Origin of the sequence: Thermasporomyces composti (assembly GCF_003386795.1) — a bacterium.
GTDB classification, from domain to species: Bacteria; Actinomycetota; Actinomycetes; order Propionibacteriales; family Actinopolymorphaceae; genus Thermasporomyces; species Thermasporomyces composti.
Genome location: NZ_QTUC01000001.1, coordinates 1,128,196 through 1,146,060 on the forward strand (window position 1 = coordinate 1,128,196; position 17,865 = coordinate 1,146,060).

At 70.6% G+C, this 17,865-nt stretch carries 14 protein-coding genes; 5 read left to right on the forward strand and 9 right to left on the reverse strand.

Features of this window, described 5'->3' with window-relative positions:
* Window positions 1-222: 222 nt before the first annotated feature.
* Both phoH2 and DFJ64_RS04925 read right to left on the reverse strand, forming a co-directional pair.
* Window positions 223-1,629, reverse strand: coding sequence for an RNA 5'-3' helicase PhoH2 (gene phoH2 / locus DFJ64_RS04920; protein ID WP_425452212.1), 1,407 nt, complete (start codon window positions 1,627-1,629; stop codon window positions 223-225).
* 386 nt (window positions 1,630-2,015) lie between these two features.
* On the reverse strand, window positions 2,016-2,777 hold the full coding sequence (locus DFJ64_RS04925) for an isoprenyl transferase (RefSeq protein ID WP_115849371.1): 762 nt from the start codon (window positions 2,775-2,777) through the stop codon (window positions 2,016-2,018).
* Between the two features lie 196 nt (window positions 2,778-2,973).
* On the opposite strand from DFJ64_RS04925, the gene DFJ64_RS04930 reads away from it, so the two are divergent.
* The gene (locus DFJ64_RS04930) at window positions 2,974-3,603 is read left to right on the forward strand and encodes an MBL fold metallo-hydrolase (RefSeq protein ID WP_115849372.1); all 630 of its coding nucleotides are present in this window, start codon (window positions 2,974-2,976) and stop codon (window positions 3,601-3,603) included.
* 23 nt (window positions 3,604-3,626) lie between these two features.
* Window positions 3,627-4,673 (forward strand): TRM11 family SAM-dependent methyltransferase, encoded by a 1,047-nt coding sequence (locus DFJ64_RS04935; RefSeq protein ID WP_115849373.1) that lies wholly within the window; start codon window positions 3,627-3,629, stop codon window positions 4,671-4,673.
* Here the strand turns inward: DFJ64_RS04935 and DFJ64_RS04940 are convergent.
* From DFJ64_RS04940 to DFJ64_RS04950, 3 genes are all read right to left on the reverse strand, one after another.
* Window positions 4,670-5,242: a hypothetical protein gene (locus tag DFJ64_RS04940; RefSeq protein ID WP_115849374.1), complete on the reverse strand. Its 573-nt coding sequence runs from the start codon at window positions 5,240-5,242 to the stop codon at window positions 4,670-4,672. The two genes, DFJ64_RS04935 and DFJ64_RS04940, sit on opposite strands and share 4 nt — an antisense overlap.
* 105 nt (window positions 5,243-5,347) lie before the next feature.
* Window positions 5,348-5,698, reverse strand: coding sequence for a DUF5808 domain-containing protein (locus DFJ64_RS04945; protein WP_115849375.1), 351 nt, complete (start codon window positions 5,696-5,698; stop codon window positions 5,348-5,350).
* Window positions 5,699-5,786: 88 nt separating this feature from the next.
* The gene (locus tag DFJ64_RS04950; RefSeq protein ID WP_115849376.1) at window positions 5,787-7,889 is read right to left on the reverse strand and encodes a thioredoxin domain-containing protein; all 2,103 of its coding nucleotides are present in this window, start codon (window positions 7,887-7,889) and stop codon (window positions 5,787-5,789) included.
* A gap of 167 nt (window positions 7,890-8,056) precedes the next feature.
* On the opposite strand from DFJ64_RS04950, the gene DFJ64_RS04955 reads away from it, so the two are divergent.
* Both DFJ64_RS04955 and DFJ64_RS04960 read left to right on the forward strand, forming a co-directional pair.
* Window positions 8,057-9,136: a DNA methyltransferase gene (locus tag DFJ64_RS04955; RefSeq protein WP_170152497.1), complete on the forward strand. Its 1,080-nt coding sequence runs from the start codon at window positions 8,057-8,059 to the stop codon at window positions 9,134-9,136.
* Window positions 9,137-9,282: 146 nt separating this feature from the next.
* Entirely contained in the window at window positions 9,283-10,128 is an 846-nt protein-coding gene (locus tag DFJ64_RS04960; RefSeq protein WP_115849378.1) for an IclR family transcriptional regulator, read from the forward strand.
* Here DFJ64_RS04960 and DFJ64_RS04965 read toward each other — a convergent pair.
* Both DFJ64_RS04965 and DFJ64_RS04970 read right to left on the reverse strand, forming a co-directional pair.
* Complete coding sequence (locus DFJ64_RS04965; RefSeq protein ID WP_115849379.1) at window positions 10,114-10,980, reverse strand: aldo/keto reductase; 867 nt, start codon at window positions 10,978-10,980, stop codon at window positions 10,114-10,116. The genes DFJ64_RS04960 and DFJ64_RS04965 overlap by 15 nt on opposite strands.
* Window positions 10,981-11,101: 121 nt before the next feature.
* Entirely contained in the window at window positions 11,102-13,480 is a 2,379-nt protein-coding gene (locus DFJ64_RS04970) for a penicillin acylase family protein (protein ID WP_245940948.1), read from the reverse strand.
* Window positions 13,481-13,745: 265 nt separating this feature from the next.
* Between DFJ64_RS04970 and DFJ64_RS04975 the strand changes: the two genes are divergently transcribed.
* Complete coding sequence (locus DFJ64_RS04975; protein WP_115849381.1) at window positions 13,746-14,159, forward strand: archease; 414 nt, start codon at window positions 13,746-13,748, stop codon at window positions 14,157-14,159.
* Window positions 14,160-14,268: 109 nt separating this feature from the next.
* Here DFJ64_RS04975 and DFJ64_RS04980 read toward each other — a convergent pair whose 3' ends face one another.
* Complete coding sequence (locus tag DFJ64_RS04980; RefSeq protein WP_115851832.1) at window positions 14,269-15,696, reverse strand: RtcB family protein; 1,428 nt, start codon at window positions 15,694-15,696, stop codon at window positions 14,269-14,271.
* Window positions 15,697-15,951: 255 nt separating this feature from the next.
* Window positions 15,952-17,865, reverse strand: coding sequence for a penicillin-binding transpeptidase domain-containing protein (locus DFJ64_RS04985; RefSeq protein ID WP_115849382.1), 1,914 nt, complete (start codon window positions 17,863-17,865; stop codon window positions 15,952-15,954).

Below are 17,865 nucleotides of genomic sequence, written 5' to 3' on the forward strand. Positions count from 1 at the left end.
CGGCGTGGGGCGCTCGGCCGCACGCGCCGTGGGAGGTGAGGAGGCTGCGGGAACGGGAGACCGCCCGGCCACTCGCTTGCCGCCGGACTTCGTGCCCGAGGGTCGGGTGAGGAAGAGAGCGCGTCCACGCGCTCTGTGCTTCGCTGGTGCCTTGTGCCTAGCCGAATAGCCGGCCACCCATGCCTCCAGACTCTCCGCGCCCGTCGGCGACGCCTCGCCTGATCATAACGAGATGTCCTCCAACATCTCGGTGACCAGCGCCGCGATCGGAGACCGCTCCGAGCGCGTGAGCGTCACGTGGGCGAACAACGGATGCCCTTTCAGCTTCTCGACAACTGCGACGACACCGTCGTGGCGACCGACCCGCAGGTTGTCGCGCTGCCCTACGTCATGGGTCAGCACGACGCGCGAGCCGGAGCCGATCCGTGACAATACCGTGAGAAGAACGTTGCGTTCCAGTGATTGCGCCTCGTCGACCACGACGAACGCGTCGTGCAGTGACCGGCCGCGGATGTGGGTGAGCGGGAGCACCTCGAGCATCCCGCGGTCGAGGACCTCATCGAGGACGTCCGCGCTGGTCACGGCGCCGAGGGTGTCGAAGACCGCCTGCGCCCACGGCTGCATCTTCTCCGCCTCGCTCCCCGGCAGGTACCCGAGGTCCTGACCGCCGACGGCGTACAAGGGGCGGAACACGATGACCTTGCGATGCTGGCGGCGCTCCATCACCGCCTCGAGGCCGGCGCACAGCGCGAGAGCCGACTTGCCCGTGCCGGCGCGTCCACCGAGGCTCACGATGCCGATCTCAGGATCGAGCAGCAGGTCGAGCGCGACCCGCTGCTCCGCCGAGCGACCGTGGATGCCGAAGGCCTCCCGGTCGCCGCGGACCAGCCGGACTCGCTTGTCGACCGTCACTCGTCCGAGACCGCTGCCACGCTCGGAGTAGAGCACCAAGCCGGTGTGACATGGCAGGTCACGTGCGGCTTCGAGGTCGAGAACGCCCTCCGCGTACAGCTCGTCCAGCTCGGCAGCGGTGACTGGCAGCTCGGCCATACCGGTCCAGCCGGTCTCGACGGGCATGTCAGCCCGGTACTCCTCGGCCGCGAGACCGGCGGCCGACGCCTTGACCCGGAGCGGGAGATCCTTCGAGACCAGGACGACGTCCCGACCTTCGATCGCGAGGTTGCGCGCGACGGCGAGGATGCGCGTGTCGTTGTCGCCGCCACCGCTCCAGCGGCCTGACGTGGAGCCCCGCATGTCCGGGGGCAGCACCTCGGGATTGGTGTGGTTGAGCTCGACTCGCAGGGTTCCGCCGGCCTCGGTGACCGGGACCGGCACGTCGAGCCGACCGTGCCGGACACGGAGCTCGTCGAGCAGCCGCAGCGCCGTTCGGGCGAAGTAGCCGAGCTCAGGGTGATGCCGTTTCCCCTCCAGCTCGCTGATGACCACGATCGGCACGACGACCTCGTGCTCCTCGAAGCGCTTGAGCGCGTGAGGATCGGCGAGGAGGACACTGGTGTCGAGGACGTACGTGCGAACACCCCGGGGGCGGCTCACCGGTGTCCGCTCGTTGTCCCGTGCCAGACCCTCGTCCCGAAGTGGTTCGTTCTCGGGCGTCGCTGTGCCGGCCACATCTGAACCAATGGAACGTTGGTTATCGGAGAGGTAGCCGTTCGAGGAACGGTTGAGACTGTGGTCGGCACCGGTGCTCGGCTTCGCAGCAGCCACGTTCGCCCCTCCGGACCCGCGACGCGCACCCAGCGTCCGGTCCTCGCGTGATCGATGGTGGACCGGGACCAGGCCGCAGGGCCGGGTGCCGGCCCTCCCGCGGCCGGGTCTCCTGATCCCAGACCGCGATCTCCGCGCGACTCCCGTCCCGCCGTGCGGCGGGAGGAGGGCGACTTCGCACGCATCAATGGGCCTCCCGGGCGGTCGAGTCGACCGTCACGTTCGAAAATACGTGGCTTGAGGCCTTGGGAACAGAGGGACGCGGAAGCCCGTGACTCTATCTCGGTCTTTCAGAGTCCGTATCGCCGGTTTCGGGCGGCGTAGGACCGAATCGCGCGCAAGAAGTCAACCTTCCGGAAATCCGGCCAGAGGGCCTCACAGAAATAGAACTCACTGTGTGCGCTCTGCCACAGCAGAAAGCCGGACAGCCGTTGTTCACCCGACGTTCGGATGATGAGGTCAGGGTCGGGTTGCCCCTTGGTGTAGAGGTGACGGGAGATGTCGTCGACGTCGAGCGTCTCGGCCAGCTCCTGCAGCGTGGTGCCACGGTCGGCGTGCTCTTGGAGCAACGAGCGCACGGCGTCGGTCAGCTCCTGGCGTCCGCCGTACCCCACCGCGACGTTGACCAGCATGCCGTCGACGTCGGCGGTGCGTTCGAAGGCCTCCTTCAACCGCCGCGCGACCGACTCCGGGAGCAGGTCCGCGGCACCGACCGGGTGGAGCCGCCACCGACGGGTCGCGGCCAGCCTGTCGACGATGTCCTCGATGATCCTGAGGAGCGCTTCCAGCTCGTCCGCCGGTCGGGCCAGATTGTCCGTGGACAGCATGTAGATCGTGACCACCTCGACCCCGAGCTCCTCGCACCAGCCGAGGAACTCCGGGATCTTCTCGGCGCCGGCCTGGTGACCGCTGGAGACGTGGTTGCCGAGCGCCCGCGCCCACCGGCGGTTGCCGTCGATCATGACCGCGACGTGGCGCGGCACCTTGTCGGGCGGGATGGACGCCATCAACCGCCGCTGGTAGATCCGGTACAGCAGGCCGGGTAGCCCCATGACGCGCTCCTCACCTCCTCGCACCGTGCACGCAGGCTACCGCCGCCTGTCGTGCCGGTGTCGGGACCGGGCGGTCCGTGGACCTTCGGACGGTGACGGACCGACCGGGTGGGCCAGCAGGCGGACCGACGGATCCTAGACTCAGCGGGAAGGGATCGATTCGAGGTCGGTTCGAGGGACGAGCTGAGGGAACCGCATGCGCGTCATCAAGTACACCCACGCGTGCGTTCGGGTGGAGAAGGGCGACCGGGCATTGGTCATCGACCCGGGCACCTTCAGCGAGGAGGAGCCTCTCGACGGCGCGGAGGCGGTCCTCATCACGCACCAGCACACCGACCATCTCGACACGGACAAGCTCGCGCGTCACCCCGATGTCCAGATCTGGACGAACGCCGCCGTCGCGACGCTCCTACAGGACGTCGACCCGGAGCGGGTGCACGTCGTCGCGAACGGCGACCGGTTCTCCGCGGCCGGCTTCGACGTGAGCGTGCTGGGCGAGCGCCACGAGGTCATCCACCCGGACCTGCCGCCGGTGCCGAACATCGGCTTCCTGCTGGACGACTCGTTCTTCCACCCCGGTGACGCGTTCACCGTGCCCGACCGACCGGTCCGCGCGCTCATGGTGCCGACGAGCGCCCCGTGGCTGCGTGCGGCCGACTCGATCAACTACATCCGCACTGTCCGACCCGAGCTGGCGCTGTCGGTGCACGACGGCCTCTACAACGACATCGGTCAGGGCATCGTCGACTCGCTGATCGCCTCCATGACCGAGAGCATCGAGTCGACCTATCGCCGGCTGACTCCGGGCACCTCCGTCGAGATCTAACGACCCAGACTGGCCACGTCCTCATGCCCCGCTACGCTCTGCTCATCCTGCCTGCCGCCAACCGGGTCTACGCCGACGCCGCTCCCGCGTTGACGCGAGCCGAGCTCGACGTCTTCGCCACGACCGTGCTCTCGGGTCGCCTCCACGACATCGACGACGTCGAGATCGGCGGCGTTCCGTACCTCGCGTTCTCCACCGAGACACCCCTGATCCCGCGCGACATCGGCTACCTGTCGCAGTTGTCGTCGCTGTACGCCCTCTTCGAGCTCGCCGACGACTGTTTGCGGCCGGTCGTCATCCGCCCGCTGGCCTGGTTCGACGACGACCTGCTGACCGTCCAGAAGTACGCCGGCAAGACCAACGAGCAGTTCACGAAGCTGCTGCTCAACGTGACCGTGCTGTCGTCGGCGTCGGCGGAGCGGATGCTGGACGGCAAGCTCCACGTCCTCGATCCGGTCTGCGGTCGTGGGACCACGCTCAACCAGGCGCTGATGTACGGCTACGACGCCACGGGGATCGAGATCGACGACCGGCACGTCGAGGCCTACTCGGGGTTCATCCGCAGCTGGTTGAAACGCAAGCGGCTCAAGCACCAGGCCCAGTTCACGCCGATCCGCCGGGAGGGCAAGGTGATCGGCCGGCGGCTGCACGTCACCTTGGCGCCGACCAAGGAGGCCTACAAGGCGGGGCAGACCCTGTCGCTCACCGTGGTGAACGGTGACACGGTGCACGCCCGCGACTACTTCCGAGCCAACCTGGTCGACGTCGCGGTCGCCGACCTGCCGTACGGCGTCCAGCACGGCAGCCGAACGCCTGGCGGCCCGCTCTCCCGTCGCCCGCTCGACCTGCTCCGAGCGGCACTGCCCGGCTGGGTCCAGATCCTGCGCCCTGGTGGGGCGCTCGGCATCTCGTGGAACACCTACCTCGCGAGCCGCGAGGACATGGCGAACGCCTTGGCGCGGGCGGGCCTGCGGGTCTGCGACGACCCGCCCTACCAACGGTTCCGACACTGGGTCGACCAGGCGATCGTCCGGGACGTCCTCGTCGCGACCAAGCCGGGCCGCGGCTAGCTGGCCTCGGCCTCGGTCGACGACTCGTCCCCGCGCTCGGCGGTCTCGGAGACGTCCGGGCCGTGGGCGCGGATCCGCTCGACCTCGGCCATCGCCTCCCGCAGCTCCCGAAGCCAAGCCTCGGCGTTCCGCCCGACGAGCTTGACGCACCAGGCGAGCGCTTCGGAGCGGGTGCGTGCCACGCCGGACTCCACGAGGGTGTCGAGGACCATGCGCTCGGGCTGACGGAGCCGGGTCATGACCGGAAGAGACAGCGTGGTGAAGGTCTCCCGGGTGCCACCGCATTGAGCGCCCCAGGCGACTTTCTGCTTGGTCGCGTGCTCGAGCTCACGCGCGATGCGGATGCGTTGCTCGCGAGTTCGTTCACGGAACTCCTTGATGCGCCCGGCCTCCGCCGCCGCTCGTTCGGCCGGGGACGCGTCGTCTGGGAGCTTCGGCGGAGCCAGCCGGCCGACGACCGTGATCTCCTCCCGGTCGATCGTGAGTTCGACGGGCCCGATGAACCACCCCTCCGGCAGGCGACCGGCCAACCAGCCGCGGATTCGTTCCTCGCGTTCTCGGCGTGTCATGTAACGATGATTACACCGTTACAGACCCAACGCCAAACGTGGCCACCCTCGTCCCCGCCTGCGGTCCGAGCCGGCGCCACGACACTCCGGGCTCCGCGGCGCCCGTCAGCGACGGCTGGCGGCCCCGTTGGGCGACCTCACACCGTTGGAGGCGAGAGCGCTCGAGGCCAGCTTCACCACCCGCCCGACGTTGAGATCCCATCCCAGCCCGTACGCCGTCGGCTGCAGGATGCGCTCGTCCTCCGGCGCCCACCAGGTCGAACGGAGTCGATCAGCGGTTGGGGGCCGGTAATCGTACGGGATCCCCAAGATCCTGCCCCGCCACGTCCGCTCAGCCGGAGGACGGCGAAGCTCCCGCACCACGGACGTCGTCACGAGCGCGCCGACCGCCCCCAGGAGCAGCGTGTCGACGGTGCTCCACCGGCGTCGCTTCTTGTCCTTCTTCTTCCGAGCCATCTCGGGGCTACTCCGTTCTGTCGCCGACTGCTCATGGTCGCCGCTCGCCCCCTGAACCCCACGGACGTCCGCGAGGGCGGAGCCGTACCTAGACGTCGGCCACGCCGACCATCGCGGCCAGCTCCGCCGGGTCGGTCACGGGTCGCTCGCACACGAAATCCCTGCACACGTACGCCGCGGCGTGTCCGCGCACGAGCGTCCGACCAGCGAGCAGGGGGATCGAACCGGCCTCTGGCGTCGTTGTGCCCCGTTCTGATTGGTCCGACACCTTTCTGTCGAATCCGTCGGATCCATCGTCCGCCGGCGCTCCAGCGGCCGACGTGTCGTCCGGCGGCCCGGCGACGACCACCGCGCCCGGGGAGGGCGTGCGCCTCGCGACCGAGCACAAGGCCTCGAACGCCGGATCGCCGGGCGTCCCGACCACGGCGACCTCGAGCGGCCCCGCGGCCAGCGCCTCGGCGACAGCGAGACCCCATCCCGCGGCTCTCGGCGCCTGCTCGGCGAGCCGTCCCGCCACACCGAGGGCGTGCTCGGCCGCCTCGCGGTGGAGGGCCGATCCGGTGAGCGCGGCGTAGGTGAGCAAGGCACCCGCGACCGCGGACTGCCCCGATGGCGCCACGCCGTCGGTCGGGTCCTGGGGACGACGAACCAGTTGCTCGGCGTCGTCGGCGGTGTCGAAGAAGCCGCCTCGCCCGTCGCCGAAGTGGGACAAGACCCGGTCCAACAGCGCACCAGCGCGCTCCAACCACCTCGGATCACCCGTCACCGAGGTGAGGGTGAGGTAGGCCTCGGCGACGTTGCCGTAGTCCTCGAGCACGCCCTGGCTGGGTCCCGGCAACCCGTCCCGCGAGGTCCGGATCAACCGGGCACCATCCACGGTGTGCACCGCGGCGAGCAGCTCGGCCGCCCGCACCGCCGCGTCGACGTAGGACGGCTCTCCCAGCAACGCGCCAGCCTCGGCCAGCGCGGTGATCGCCAACCCGTTCCAGGAGGCGACCACCTTCTCGTCGCGGTCGGGTGGCACCCGCTGGGCGCGCGCCTCCCGCAGCCGCGCGCGCAGCTGGGCGAACCGTTCGGGGTCCGGTGGATCCTTCGGCAGGCGCAGCGTCGACGTCCCACGCTCGAACGTGCCCTCCTCGGTGACGCCGAACAGCTCCGCCGCGTACCTCCCGTCGACCTCGCCGAGGACCTCGCGCAGCTCCTGCGGAGTCCAGACGTAGAACTTTCCCTCCACGCCCTCGCTGTCGGCGTCGAGCGCCGAGGCGAAGCCACCCTGGGGCGTCCGCATGTCCCGCAGCAGGAAGTCGGCGGTCTCACGCGCGACGCGCTCGGCGAGCGGCACGCCGGTCAGCCGCCACCAGTGCAGGTAGACACGGAGCAGCAGGGCGTTGTCCTCGAGCATCTTCTCGAAGTGCGGGACGACCCACGCTTCGTCGACGCTGTAGCGGGCGAAGCCACCGCCGAGCTGGTCGTAGATCCCGCCCCTGGCCATGTGCTCGCACGTCGACGCCACGATGTCCAGCGCCTGTTGCGAGCCGGTCCGGGCGGCGTGGCGGAGCAGGAACTCCAGGACGACCGACGGCGGGAACTTCGGTGCCCGGCCGAGGCCTCCGTGCACGGGGTCGACGTCGCGCGCGAGAACCTCGACCGCGGTGTCGAGCTGGTCGAGGGTCGGCGGCTCGCCGGTGCGGATGCGTGGCGCGGCGAGCTGCAGGTTGATCTGCTCAGCCGCCCGCACCACCTCGTCGCGGCGCTCCCGCCAGGCGCGCGCGACCGCTTCCAGGACCTGGGTGAACGACGGCAGCCCGTGTCGCGGGGTGGGCGGGTAGTAGGTGCCACAGTAGAACGCCTCCCCCGAGGGGGTGAGGAAGCACGTCATCGGCCAGCCGCCCTGGCCGGTCATCGCCTGAGTCGCCTGCATGTAGATCGCGTCGACGTCAGGGCGCTCCTCGCGGTCGACCTTGACCGGCACGAAGTGCTCGTTGATCCAGGCGGCGATGCGCGGGTCCGAGAAGGACTCGCGAGCCATCACATGGCACCAGTGGCAGGCGGCGTACCCGACCGAGAGCAGGATGGGGACGTCGCGTCGGCGGGCTTCGGCGAACGCTTCCTCTCCCCATGGGTACCAGTCGACCGGATTGTCGGCGTGCTGGCGGAGGTACGGAGACGTCGCTGTGGCGAGACGGTTCACCCTTTCCACCGTAGACCAGTGGCCTGCCGGGCCGTGGCGGGGCGCCGCCCTCACCGCCGACGGGCGACGACGGCGCGGGTGACGGTGCGGTGACGGTGTGGCAGCCGTCGGACGGCTCGGCGCGCTGAGACGGGTTCGACGCCGTCGCTGGCATTAGCCTGCGATACGTGGAGGATCACGGCACGGTTCGCGACGACCACACCCCCAGCGCCTCACAGCCTCCGTTCGACCTCCACGTCGGCGACGCGCTCACCGCCTACTCCCGCTGGCCGACCCCGGTGACCATCATCAGCGACGGCGCCTACGGCGTGCGCGGCTTCCACGGCGACCCCGCCGGTCCCGAGGGGCTGGTCGACTGGTACCGGCCGCACGTCGAGAGGTGGTCGAGGGCCGCTCACCCGGCGACCACGCTGTGGTTCTGGAACACCGAGGTGGGCTGGGCCAACGTGCATCCCCTGCTCGTCGAGCACGGCTGGGACTACGTCCAGACCATCACGTGGGACAAGGGCATCGCGCACGTGGCGGGGAACGTCAACAGCCGATCGATCCGCCGCTTCCCGGTGGTCTCCGAGATCTGCGTCCTCTACCAGCGCCGGTTCGTCGTCGAGACGCCCGACGGCCCGCTGCCGGTCCAGGAGTGGCTGCGGCGCGAGTGGCTGCGGACCGGCTTGCCGCTGTCGAAGGCCAACGAGGCGTGCGGGGTGAGGAACGCCGCCACCCGCAAGTACCTCACCCGGGACTGGGTGTGGTACTGGCCCCCGGGCCGCATGTTGGAGCGACTCGCCAAGTACGCCAACGAGCACGGTGAGCCCACCGGCTGGCCGTACTTCAGTCTCGACGGCAAGTCGATCCTCACCGCCAAGCAGTGGGACTCCCTGCGCTATCGCTGGAACCACCAACACGGCCTCACGAACGTGTGGCGGCGCGGTCCGCTCCACGACGAGGAACGCCTCAAAGGCACGCGCCGTCGGGTCGCTCCGCGTGTGCACCGCACGACACCCGCCAGCTCCGCGCACCTCAACCAGAAGCCGTTGGAGTTCATGGAGCGTCTGGTGCGGGCCGTCACCGAGCCGGGCGACGTGGTGTGGGAGCCGTTCGGTGGGTTGGCGTCCGCCTCCGTCGCCGCGGTGACGCTGGGTCGTCGGGCCTACGTCGCCGAGATCGACGCCGAGTTCGCCGCGCTGGCACGGGAACGCTTGCAAGCCGCGTGGGAAGCCGTCCGCCGCGACGCGACGACCGGGACGTAGCACGTGGCCGAAACCGCTCAACCCGACCGAAAACCTGGTGGCCTCCGCCGAGCCGGCATAGGTTAGCGCTGCTTCAGCCGGGTGAACAGCCGTTCACACTCGTGAACACGGACGCCAGCCGCCTCGGGAGCACGCCGGTGAACGACATGGCCACGGGTGGGGTGAAGTCGGCGGAACGCGCCCTCGCGATCCTCGAGCTGCTCACCCGACACGAACGTCCGCTCACCTTCACCGAGATCGCGCGCACCTTGCGCTATCCGCGCTCGAGCCTGCATGGCCTGCTGCGGACCCTCGTCGATCGCGGTTGGGCGGAGTTCGACCCGGCGCGCCGGTCGTACACGCTCGGCATCCGCACCCTCGAGGCGGGCAACGCCTACAACAGGTCGCTGGGCCTGGTCGACCGCGCGCTCCCGCTCATGGAGCACATCCGGGACACCCTCGACGAGACCGTGCACCTGGCCGTCCTCGACGGCGTCCACAACGTCTACATCGCCAAGGTGGATGGGCGACAGACGTTGACCCTCGCCTCCGAGGTGGGACGCCGTCTCCCCGCCTACGCGACGGGTGTCGGCAAGGTCTTGCTCGCGGGCCTGCCACCTGAGGAGCTGGAAGCCCGGCTGAACGAGATGGACCTGGTGCCGGTGACCTCGCGCACCATCACCGACAAGGACAAGCTGCGCCGGCACCTGGCCCTCGTGCGGCAGCGCGGCTTCAGCGTCGACAACGAGGAGTACACGCTCGGGATCCGGTGCCTCGCCGTCCCTATCTACGACGTCAACCGTCGGACGGTCGCCGCGCTCAGCGTCTCGGTACCCGCGATCCGGTTCACCCCCGCACACCGCCAGCGCGCGCACCGGTTGCTCGTCGACGCGGCGTATCGGCTGTCGGCGGCTTTGGGCTACCGGAGCGGAGCGCGGCCGCAGCCGTCGACGGGTGACCACCGTGGGTCGACCACTGGGGACACTCGCAGCCGGGCGTCAACCAAGGCTTGACAGCTGGTCGTACTCGTCGTCGTCCAGCTCGATCAGCGCGGCGGCGGTGTTCTCCTCCAGGTGGTCGACCTTGGATGTCCCCGGGATCGGCAACATGACCGGCGAGCGACGCAGGAGCCATGCCAGTGCGAGCTGTCCCGGAGCCAGCCCACGACGCCGCGCCAGCTCGTCCAACGGACTGCCGGGTCTGGCCAGGTCACCCGTCGCGATCGGGTTCCACGGCAGGAAGCCCAAACCCTCACGCTCGGCGTAGTCGAGCACCGGCTCCCACGTCCGGTTGACGAGGTTGTAGAGGTTCTGCACCGACACGATCGGGGTCATCCGGCGCACGCCGGCCAGCTCCTCGACCGACACCTCCGAGAGTCCGAGGTGCCGGATCTTGCCCTGGTCGCGCAGCTCGATGAGCGCCCCGACCTGATCCTCGACCGGCACCTCAGGGTCGATCCGGTGGAGCTGCAGCAGATCGATGCGGTCCACCCGCAGCCTGCGCAGGCTCATCTCCACCTGCTGGCGCAAGTAGTCCGGACGGCCCACGGGGACCCAGACCCCCGGCCCGGGGCGGACCAGGCCGACCTTCGTCGCGATCACCAGGTCGTCGGGATAGGGGTGGAGCGCCTGCCTGATCAGATCCTCGCTCACCTCGGGGCCGTACGAGTCCGCGGTGTCGATCAGGTTGATCCCGAGCTCGACCGCTCGCCGCAGCACACGGATCGCCTCGTCGACGTCCTCCGGCGGGCCCCAGATCCCGGGGCCGGTGAGCCGCATCGCGCCGAAACCCATACGGCGTACGCGTAGATCTCCTCCGAGCGCGAACTCTCCGCTGGCGAGCGCGGGACGGGTGGCAACGTCCATGCTGGCGACGCTACGCCGACGACGACATGCGGCTGATCCACCATGAGCCCATGCCAGGAGGGGCGAAGTGCCCCGATGCGGCGGGTGCGCGGCCTGCTCGCGGCTGGGTGGTACGCGTCGATCAGCGTGGTTGGCCTCCACTCGGCTGGTTCGAGGTCGCGCCGCGAGGTTCGAGCCGAAGCCGAGTGGTGGTGTGTCGCTCGACCGCCGCTCGGCTGTAGAGGAGCGGGACGTACTCACCGCGCCGCCACAGCTCGACCAGGTCCCGGTAGTGCGGGCTGCGCGGATCGCCCGACTGCCCGGGTGTGTTGATGACGACGCTGTTGTCCCAGGCGCCCACGTCGAGCACCATGCGAAACGAGGCACCGATCGTCTGCGCGAAGTCGGTCCGGATGTAGGGCGCGGCGTTCACGGTCGAGGCCGAGCCGCCCACCGGCAGCGGACCTACGTCGAGGGCGGGGTCGAGGAAGCCGAGCGGATGCCGCTGGTGGTTCTTGTGCAGGTCACCCCACGCCCAGGTCGAGGGATCCTTCCCCAGCAGGCTCTCCACCTCCTGGTAGGCGGACCGAAGTGTGTCGAGGAGAATCCGGTCCCGACGTTCCTCGCCGTCAGGACCGAACCAGCGCGTCGGCTCCCGGAGTCCTTCCCGTAGACCGGCGCGGTCGATGTCGGCGTGGGGCGGGAGGAGCCCTGCCGGCACCAAGGCGTGGATGAGCGCCGGCGTGAGGTGCCGCGACACCCAGACCTCGAACAACGCCGCGGCGGCCGAGTCGGCGGCGAGTTCCGCGTTCCAGGAGTCCAGCACCGCCATGGCCGCGGCGACCGTGCGGTCGGCGTGGGCCGCCTCCACCGTCCCGTCCACGCCGCCGCGGCGCGTGACCTCCCTCAGCAGCCGCAGGAGCTCCTCGGCCGCGAGCGAGCGCACGTCGGTCTGCAGGCGCATGGAGTCGACGAGCGTGTGCTTCTCACTGGACCGCAGGCGTTGAACGATTCGGCGGTAGCGCGCGTCGTCTGGCCACTCGAAACACAGCTTTCGGTCCGCCGGGAACTCCTCGGGGAGGATGTACTGGTTGGCCGTCGCGACGAACCCGCGCGGAGGGTCCACCACCCCCGGAAAGTCGTCCGCGGTGTGGAAGCCGTCCCACTCGTAGCGCCCATCGCCCGGCACGGGCAGCAGCCCGTCCCAGCCGGGGCGCCTCGGGACCCAACCGGCGGCCTGCCATCCGATCTGGCCGGTCACGTCGGCGTAGACGTGGTTCTCACCAGGACCGCGCCACTCGCGCAAGGCCGCCCGGAACTGGCCTCCGTCGTCGGCTCGCAGGTAGCGCAGGCTGCCCAGGTACGGCGCGGTGCCGGGCTCGAACCACATCGATCGCAGGGCGTACGCCAGCCCTCTGTCAGCATCGACGTGGAGCACCGGGCCGTGCCGGGTGAACGCCAGCTCCACCTCGCGCGGCTCCTCGCCGCGGACCGCGACGGCCTCGGTGAGCACGCGCATGGCCTCCCAGCGGTCGCCGTACCGGTAGCGCGTGGGGTCGTCCGGGTGGAGCTGGTAGACGTAGAGATCCTCGACGTCGACCGGCACGATCGTGAAGCCGAACGCCACTCGGCCGTTGTGCCCCAGGCAGATCCCTGGGAGGACGGGTTCGCCCGCTCCCACCACGTCCAAGCCCGGGGCGGACAGGTGCGCGATGTAGCGAAGCGACGGGGTGGAGAACGCGCGGTGCGGGTCGCTCGCCAGGATGGGGCGGCCGGTGGCGGTCCGGCTCGGCGCGACCGCCCAGTTGTTGCTGCCCTCCCCCGCGCGAACATCGACCGGTGGGACCGCCAAAGGAACGCCGAGGGGCGGCCGAGTGTCCTCGACGAGGACGAGCGGCTGGGTGGCCAGGTCGTAGACGCGCAGCACCTCGGCGGGAAGCCGAAAGTCCATCCCCTCGGCGTGGTGCGGCTCCCGGTGCGGACGCAGCCGCTGGCGGACGAGGTCCCTCTCCCATCCCACGGCCGCCACGGTGGCGGCGCGCGCGACCTCGTGGCGCACGTTGTGCGCGATGCCGTGACTGCGGATACGCACGACGTCCTCCGGCTCCCAGCGGGCCGGCCGGTAACCGAGCATGCCGAACTCGGGCGGCATCGCCTCCGGATGGTCGGCAAGCCAGTCGACGTAGGCGTTGATCCCCTCGGTGAACCTGGTCACGATCCGCCGGGCGTCCGGGCCGTACGCGGCCCACTCCCGCTCCATGTCCCCGCGGTAGAGGAAGAGCCGCGCGGCGCGGTCGCGCTCGACGTATGCCGGCCCCAGCACCTCGGCGAGCCGCCCCAGTCCGCGACGTCGCCACAAGTCCATCTGGAACAGTCGGTCACGGGCGGCGTTGAAGCCCTGGGCGAAGAACAGGTCGTCCTCGGACTCGGCATACAGGTGGGGAATCCCCCACTCGTCCACGAGGACGTCGACCGGACGCTCCAGACCGGTCACGGAGAACGTCGACACTTCGGCATCCACCCACCCGATCCTCTCGTCCCCTCGAGGCGCGGGGAAGGGAAGGCGAGCCTCCTGGCTCGGATCGGACGGAGCTCGTCCGCCTGATTCGGACGGCGGCTCGGAGGTGTCGTCCGCCGCCCGCGGGCAGGCGTCTACAGTGCCAAGGGAGAGCGCCAGGACGAGCGGGCCCGGAGCTGGGGGCCCGGAGAGCGGGGTCACGAAGGCGAGCCCGAGGCGGACCCGAAGGCCAGCCGGCCCCTGGATCGGGAATCGCTGGGAGACGGCCATGGACAGCGGTCACCGGGCCGTGCCACACACGGCGGACATCCGGATCGAGGCGTGGGCGCCCACCCGCGAGGAATGCGTCGCCCAAGCCGTCCGTGGGCTGGTCGAGTCCTTCGCCGACGTCTCACGCGCCGTGCCGACCGACACCACCACGTTCGAGGTGACCGCGGAAACGGTCGAGGACCGTCTCGTCGCCGTCCTCGACGAGGTGCTGTTCCTCCTCGACACCCAGGACGTGCTCCCGCTGTCCGCGGTGATCGAGCCAACCGACGGTGGTGACACGGTGCGCTTCGAGGTCACCGGCCTCGACCAGGTTGAGCTCGTGGGAGCCGCCCCGAAGGCGATCTCGCTGCACGAGCTCAGGATCGAGGAGGGGCCGGACGGCTGGTCCTGTGGCGTCACGGTCGACGTCTGACCCATTCGGCGCGTGGTCCTCGCACCCGCGGAGACGCCGACCCAGCGCACGACGCCGGAGTCCTCGACGCCTGAGTCCTCCAGCGGCACCGCCCTCGCTGACTCGGCCGCTACCCCTTGACGACCCCGACCGGAACCAGCCGCGCGACCGGGCGGGCCAGCCCTGCCCCCGCGGCCGCCTCGATCACGGCGTCGATGTCCTTGTAGGCCTCCGGTGTCTCCTCCGCCAAGCCACGCGCCGACGCGCCACGCACGGCGATCCCCTGCGCCTCCAACCGGCGCCGCAGCTCCGCTCCACGCACCGAGCGCGCGGCCTGGTGGCGGGACAGCGCGCGGCCGGCGCCGTGACAGGTGGAGGCGAACGCCGGGCCTCCCTCCACCCCGCTCAACACGTACGACGCGGTGCCCATCGAGCCCGGGATCAGCACCGGTTGGCCGACACCGGGGACGTCACGAAGGTCGGGCGGCAGGTCGGGATGGCCCGGAGGCAGCGCCCGCGTCGCGCCCTTGCGGTGGACGCACAGCCGGCGCTCCTCGCCGTCCACGACATGGGTCTCGATCTTGGCCAGGTTGTGCGAGATGTCGTAGAGCAGGTCGAGCGTCCGCCCGGTCTCCTTCTCGAAGACCTGGCGCGCCGCCTGCCCCAGCATCTGGCGGTTGGCCCGCGCGTAGTTGGCGGCCGCGGCCATCGCGCCGAGGTACGCCTGACCTTCCGGCGACGTGACGGGCGCACACGCCAGCTGCCGGTCCGGGACCTTGATGTCGTAGGCAGGCATGACCCGCTCCATCCTCGCCACGAAGTCAGAGCAGATCTGGTGCCCGAGCCCGCGCGAGCCGCAGTGGATCATCACGCAGATCTGGTTCACGCGGAGCCCGAACGCCTCCGCCAGGCGCTCGTCGAGCACCGCGTCCACCGCCTGCACCTCCAAGAAGTGGTTCCCGGAGCCGAGACTGCCGAGCGACTTCATGCCGCGCTGCGCCGCCCGCTCGCTCACCTGGCTCGGATCGGCGTCCGCGACGGCGCCGAAGTCCTCGCAGCGGTCGAGGTCTCGCTCCACCCCGTGGCCCCGTTCGACGGCGTAGCGCGACCCGCCCCGCAGGACCGCGTCCAGCTGGTCGCGACCCGACAGCGTCCAGACCCCACCGGTGCCCATTCCGCGCGGAATCACCCGTGCGAGGCCGTCCATGACCGGCCCCACGACCTCGGCGAACCTGGATCGGTCCAGGTCGCAGGTGTACAGCCGCACACCGCAGGAGATGTCGAAGCCGACACCGCCCGGCGAGACCACGCCACCGCGGTCGATGTCGGTGGCGCACACGCCCCCGATCGGGAAGCCGTACCCCCAGTGGACGTCCGGCATGGCGTACGAGGCCTCCACGACGCCGGGAAGCGTCGCCACGTTCGCCACCTGCGTCAGCGCCTGGTCGTTCGACAGGTCAGGGAGCAACCGTCGGGACGCGAAGACGACGCCGGGGACCCGCATGCCGTCGACGGGGTCGATTCGGAACCGATAGGGCGTCTCCTCGACCAGCTTCACCGCCACCACCGTCCTGCCGGAAACCCAGACGACACACGTCCACCGGGATCATGGCGCATGGGGGATCCCCGAGCCACCGGGGTCGTCGCCGCGATGCGGGCCATCACGATCATCTGCCCGTCGAATCATGCGCCCGGATGACGAGCGACGCGGACGCATGGCCCACTCGAGGTCGGGTCAGTTGTCGAGTCTAGGCAGCCGCCCGCGCTCGCCCAGGGCATTCGGTCCCACCCCAGGGTTCGGCCGGCGTCCCGCTCAGTGGGCGAATCGGGCCTCCTCGAGGAAGCGCACCGCGACCGGTCCGGCGTCCCGGCCACCGGCCCCGCCGCCCTCGATCACGATCGCGAACGCGATGTCGCCGCGGAACCCGATCATCCACGCGTGGGTGTGCGGCGGGTTGGCGGAGCCGTACTCGGCGGTGCCCGTCTTGGCGTGGACCGGCTCGCCGATCAGGTCCAGTTGGCGCGCCGACCCGGTCTCCACGACCGCCCGCATGAGCGCCCGCAGGTCCTGGTGCAGCCGCTCGGGCAACGGCTCGCCGACGGGGCCGCCAGGCGCGTCTTCCGGCAGCAGGACAGGAACGCGCGGTTGCCCGGACGCGACGGCGGCCGCCACCATCGCCATACCGAGCACGCTCACCTCGACCCGGCCCTGGCCGATCATGCTGGCTGCCTTCTCCACCAGGTCGCGTGGCGGCGGAACCGACCCGGAGAAGGCGGGGAGACCGAGCTGCCAGGTGGCGCCGATGCCGAATCGCTCGGCGACGTCCCGCAGGGCGTCGTCGCTCAGCCCTTCCGCGCGCTCGACGATCGTCGTGTTGCACGAGTGCGCGAACGCGACGCGGAACGGCCCGTCCGACCGGCTGCCGCCGTAGGCGTTCTTGAACCGCTTACCACCGACGAACGTCTCCGCGGGGCAGGACACCCGGTCGTCGATACCGAGGCCGGCTTCCAACAGAGCGGCGGCGCTGATCACCTTGAACGTGGAGCCGGGCGGGTAGCGCCCGACGAAGGCGCGGTTGTAGGAGGTGACCCCAGGGCCGTTCGCGACGGCCAGGATCTCGCCGGTGCTCGCACGAACGGCCACGATCGAGGTGGGCTTCGTCTGGCCCGCGACGACGTTCTCTGCCGCCTCCTGCACCATCGGGTCCAGGGTCGTCTTGAGCGGAACACCCGGCCGCGGGGCCTGTCGGAACAGCACGTGTCGATCGCCGGTGTTGGGGACCTCCACCACGACGCGTCCGCCCGGCGTTCCGGCGAGCCGCCGTTGGAAGGCGCGCTGCAGGCCGGTCAGTCCCACGTCGTCCGTCGGCGCCGCCAACGGTCCGGCGTCCTCCAGCGCCTCCGGTGTCGGCGGGCCCACCGTGCCGAGGACGGCGCGGGCGTACGTCGGCGTGGGCGCCAGCGGCATGGTGTCCTCACGCGTGACCACACCCGGCGTGTCGTCGAAGTGGCCCGCGACGTTGTCCCACACCTCCTCCCGCACCGTGATCGCGGGGACGAAGCGCGCCCCCGCACCCGCGGCCTTCACCCGCTGGCGCAGCTCGCCGGGATCGACGCCCAGGTGCAGCCGCAGCTGGCGATAGGTGACGTTCGGGTCGAGCTTGGTGGGGTCGACGCCAACACGGATGACGGGGCGCTCCTCGGTCAAGGGATCGCCGTTGCCGTCGAGGATCGGCGCGCGGGGCGGTAGCTCACGACGTCGGACCAGCTTGGCGGTCGGGGTGAGCTTGGGATGGAACGTCGCGTGGGTCCACCACACCCTCCAGTCACCGTGAGCGTCTTCGCGGACCTCCGCGGTGGTGACGTAGCTCCACGTGCCGAGTCCCTTCAGGTCGTGCGCCACGCTCAGCCGGTGGCGGCACACGCCGCGCCCGTCGTTGAGCCGCGCAGCCTCCTCGTCCGACAGACACCGCAACGACCCGGTGGGGCGCACGGTCGTCCGCTCGATCGCGAGGGCCCGCGCGGCGGAGGCGAGGGTGGTGTCGGCGGCTTCACGGGTGCGTTCGTCGACCGTGGACCCCAGGTCACCCTTCGACCACGCGGACGCGAACGCGACGACGGCCGAGCGCGCCTCGGGAGGCGGACCCTGCGGCTCGCTGGCGCAACCAGCGAGGACAGCCGACGCGGCCGTGGCCACTGCGACCCAGCGACGCGGACTGTGGCACAT

What these genes read in the sequence shown, in the direction of transcription:
- DFJ64_RS04925 (WP_115849371.1), bottom strand. Translation starts at nt 2,777, where the DNA reads ATGGGGCTACCCGGCCTGCTGTACCGGATCTACCAGCGGCGGTTGATG.
- DFJ64_RS04930 (WP_115849372.1), top strand. Translation starts at nt 2,974, where the DNA reads ATGCGCGTCATCAAGTACACCCACGCGTGCGTTCGGGTGGAGAAGGGC.
- DFJ64_RS04935 (WP_115849373.1), top strand. Translation starts at nt 3,627, where the DNA reads ATGCCCCGCTACGCTCTGCTCATCCTGCCTGCCGCCAACCGGGTCTAC.
- DFJ64_RS04940 (WP_115849374.1), bottom strand. Translation starts at nt 5,242, where the DNA reads ATGACACGCCGAGAACGCGAGGAACGAATCCGCGGCTGGTTGGCCGGT.
- DFJ64_RS04945 (WP_115849375.1), bottom strand. Translation starts at nt 5,698, where the DNA reads ATGGCTCGGAAGAAGAAGGACAAGAAGCGACGCCGGTGGAGCACCGTC.
- DFJ64_RS04960 (WP_115849378.1), top strand. Translation starts at nt 9,283, where the DNA reads ATGGCCACGGGTGGGGTGAAGTCGGCGGAACGCGCCCTCGCGATCCTC.
- DFJ64_RS04965 (WP_115849379.1), bottom strand. Translation starts at nt 10,980, where the DNA reads ATGGACGTTGCCACCCGTCCCGCGCTCGCCAGCGGAGAGTTCGCGCTC.
- DFJ64_RS04975 (WP_115849381.1), top strand. Translation starts at nt 13,746, where the DNA reads ATGGACAGCGGTCACCGGGCCGTGCCACACACGGCGGACATCCGGATC.
- DFJ64_RS04985 (WP_115849382.1), bottom strand. Translation starts at nt 17,865, where the DNA reads ATGTGCCACAGTCCGCGTCGCTGGGTCGCAGTGGCCACGGCCGCGTCG.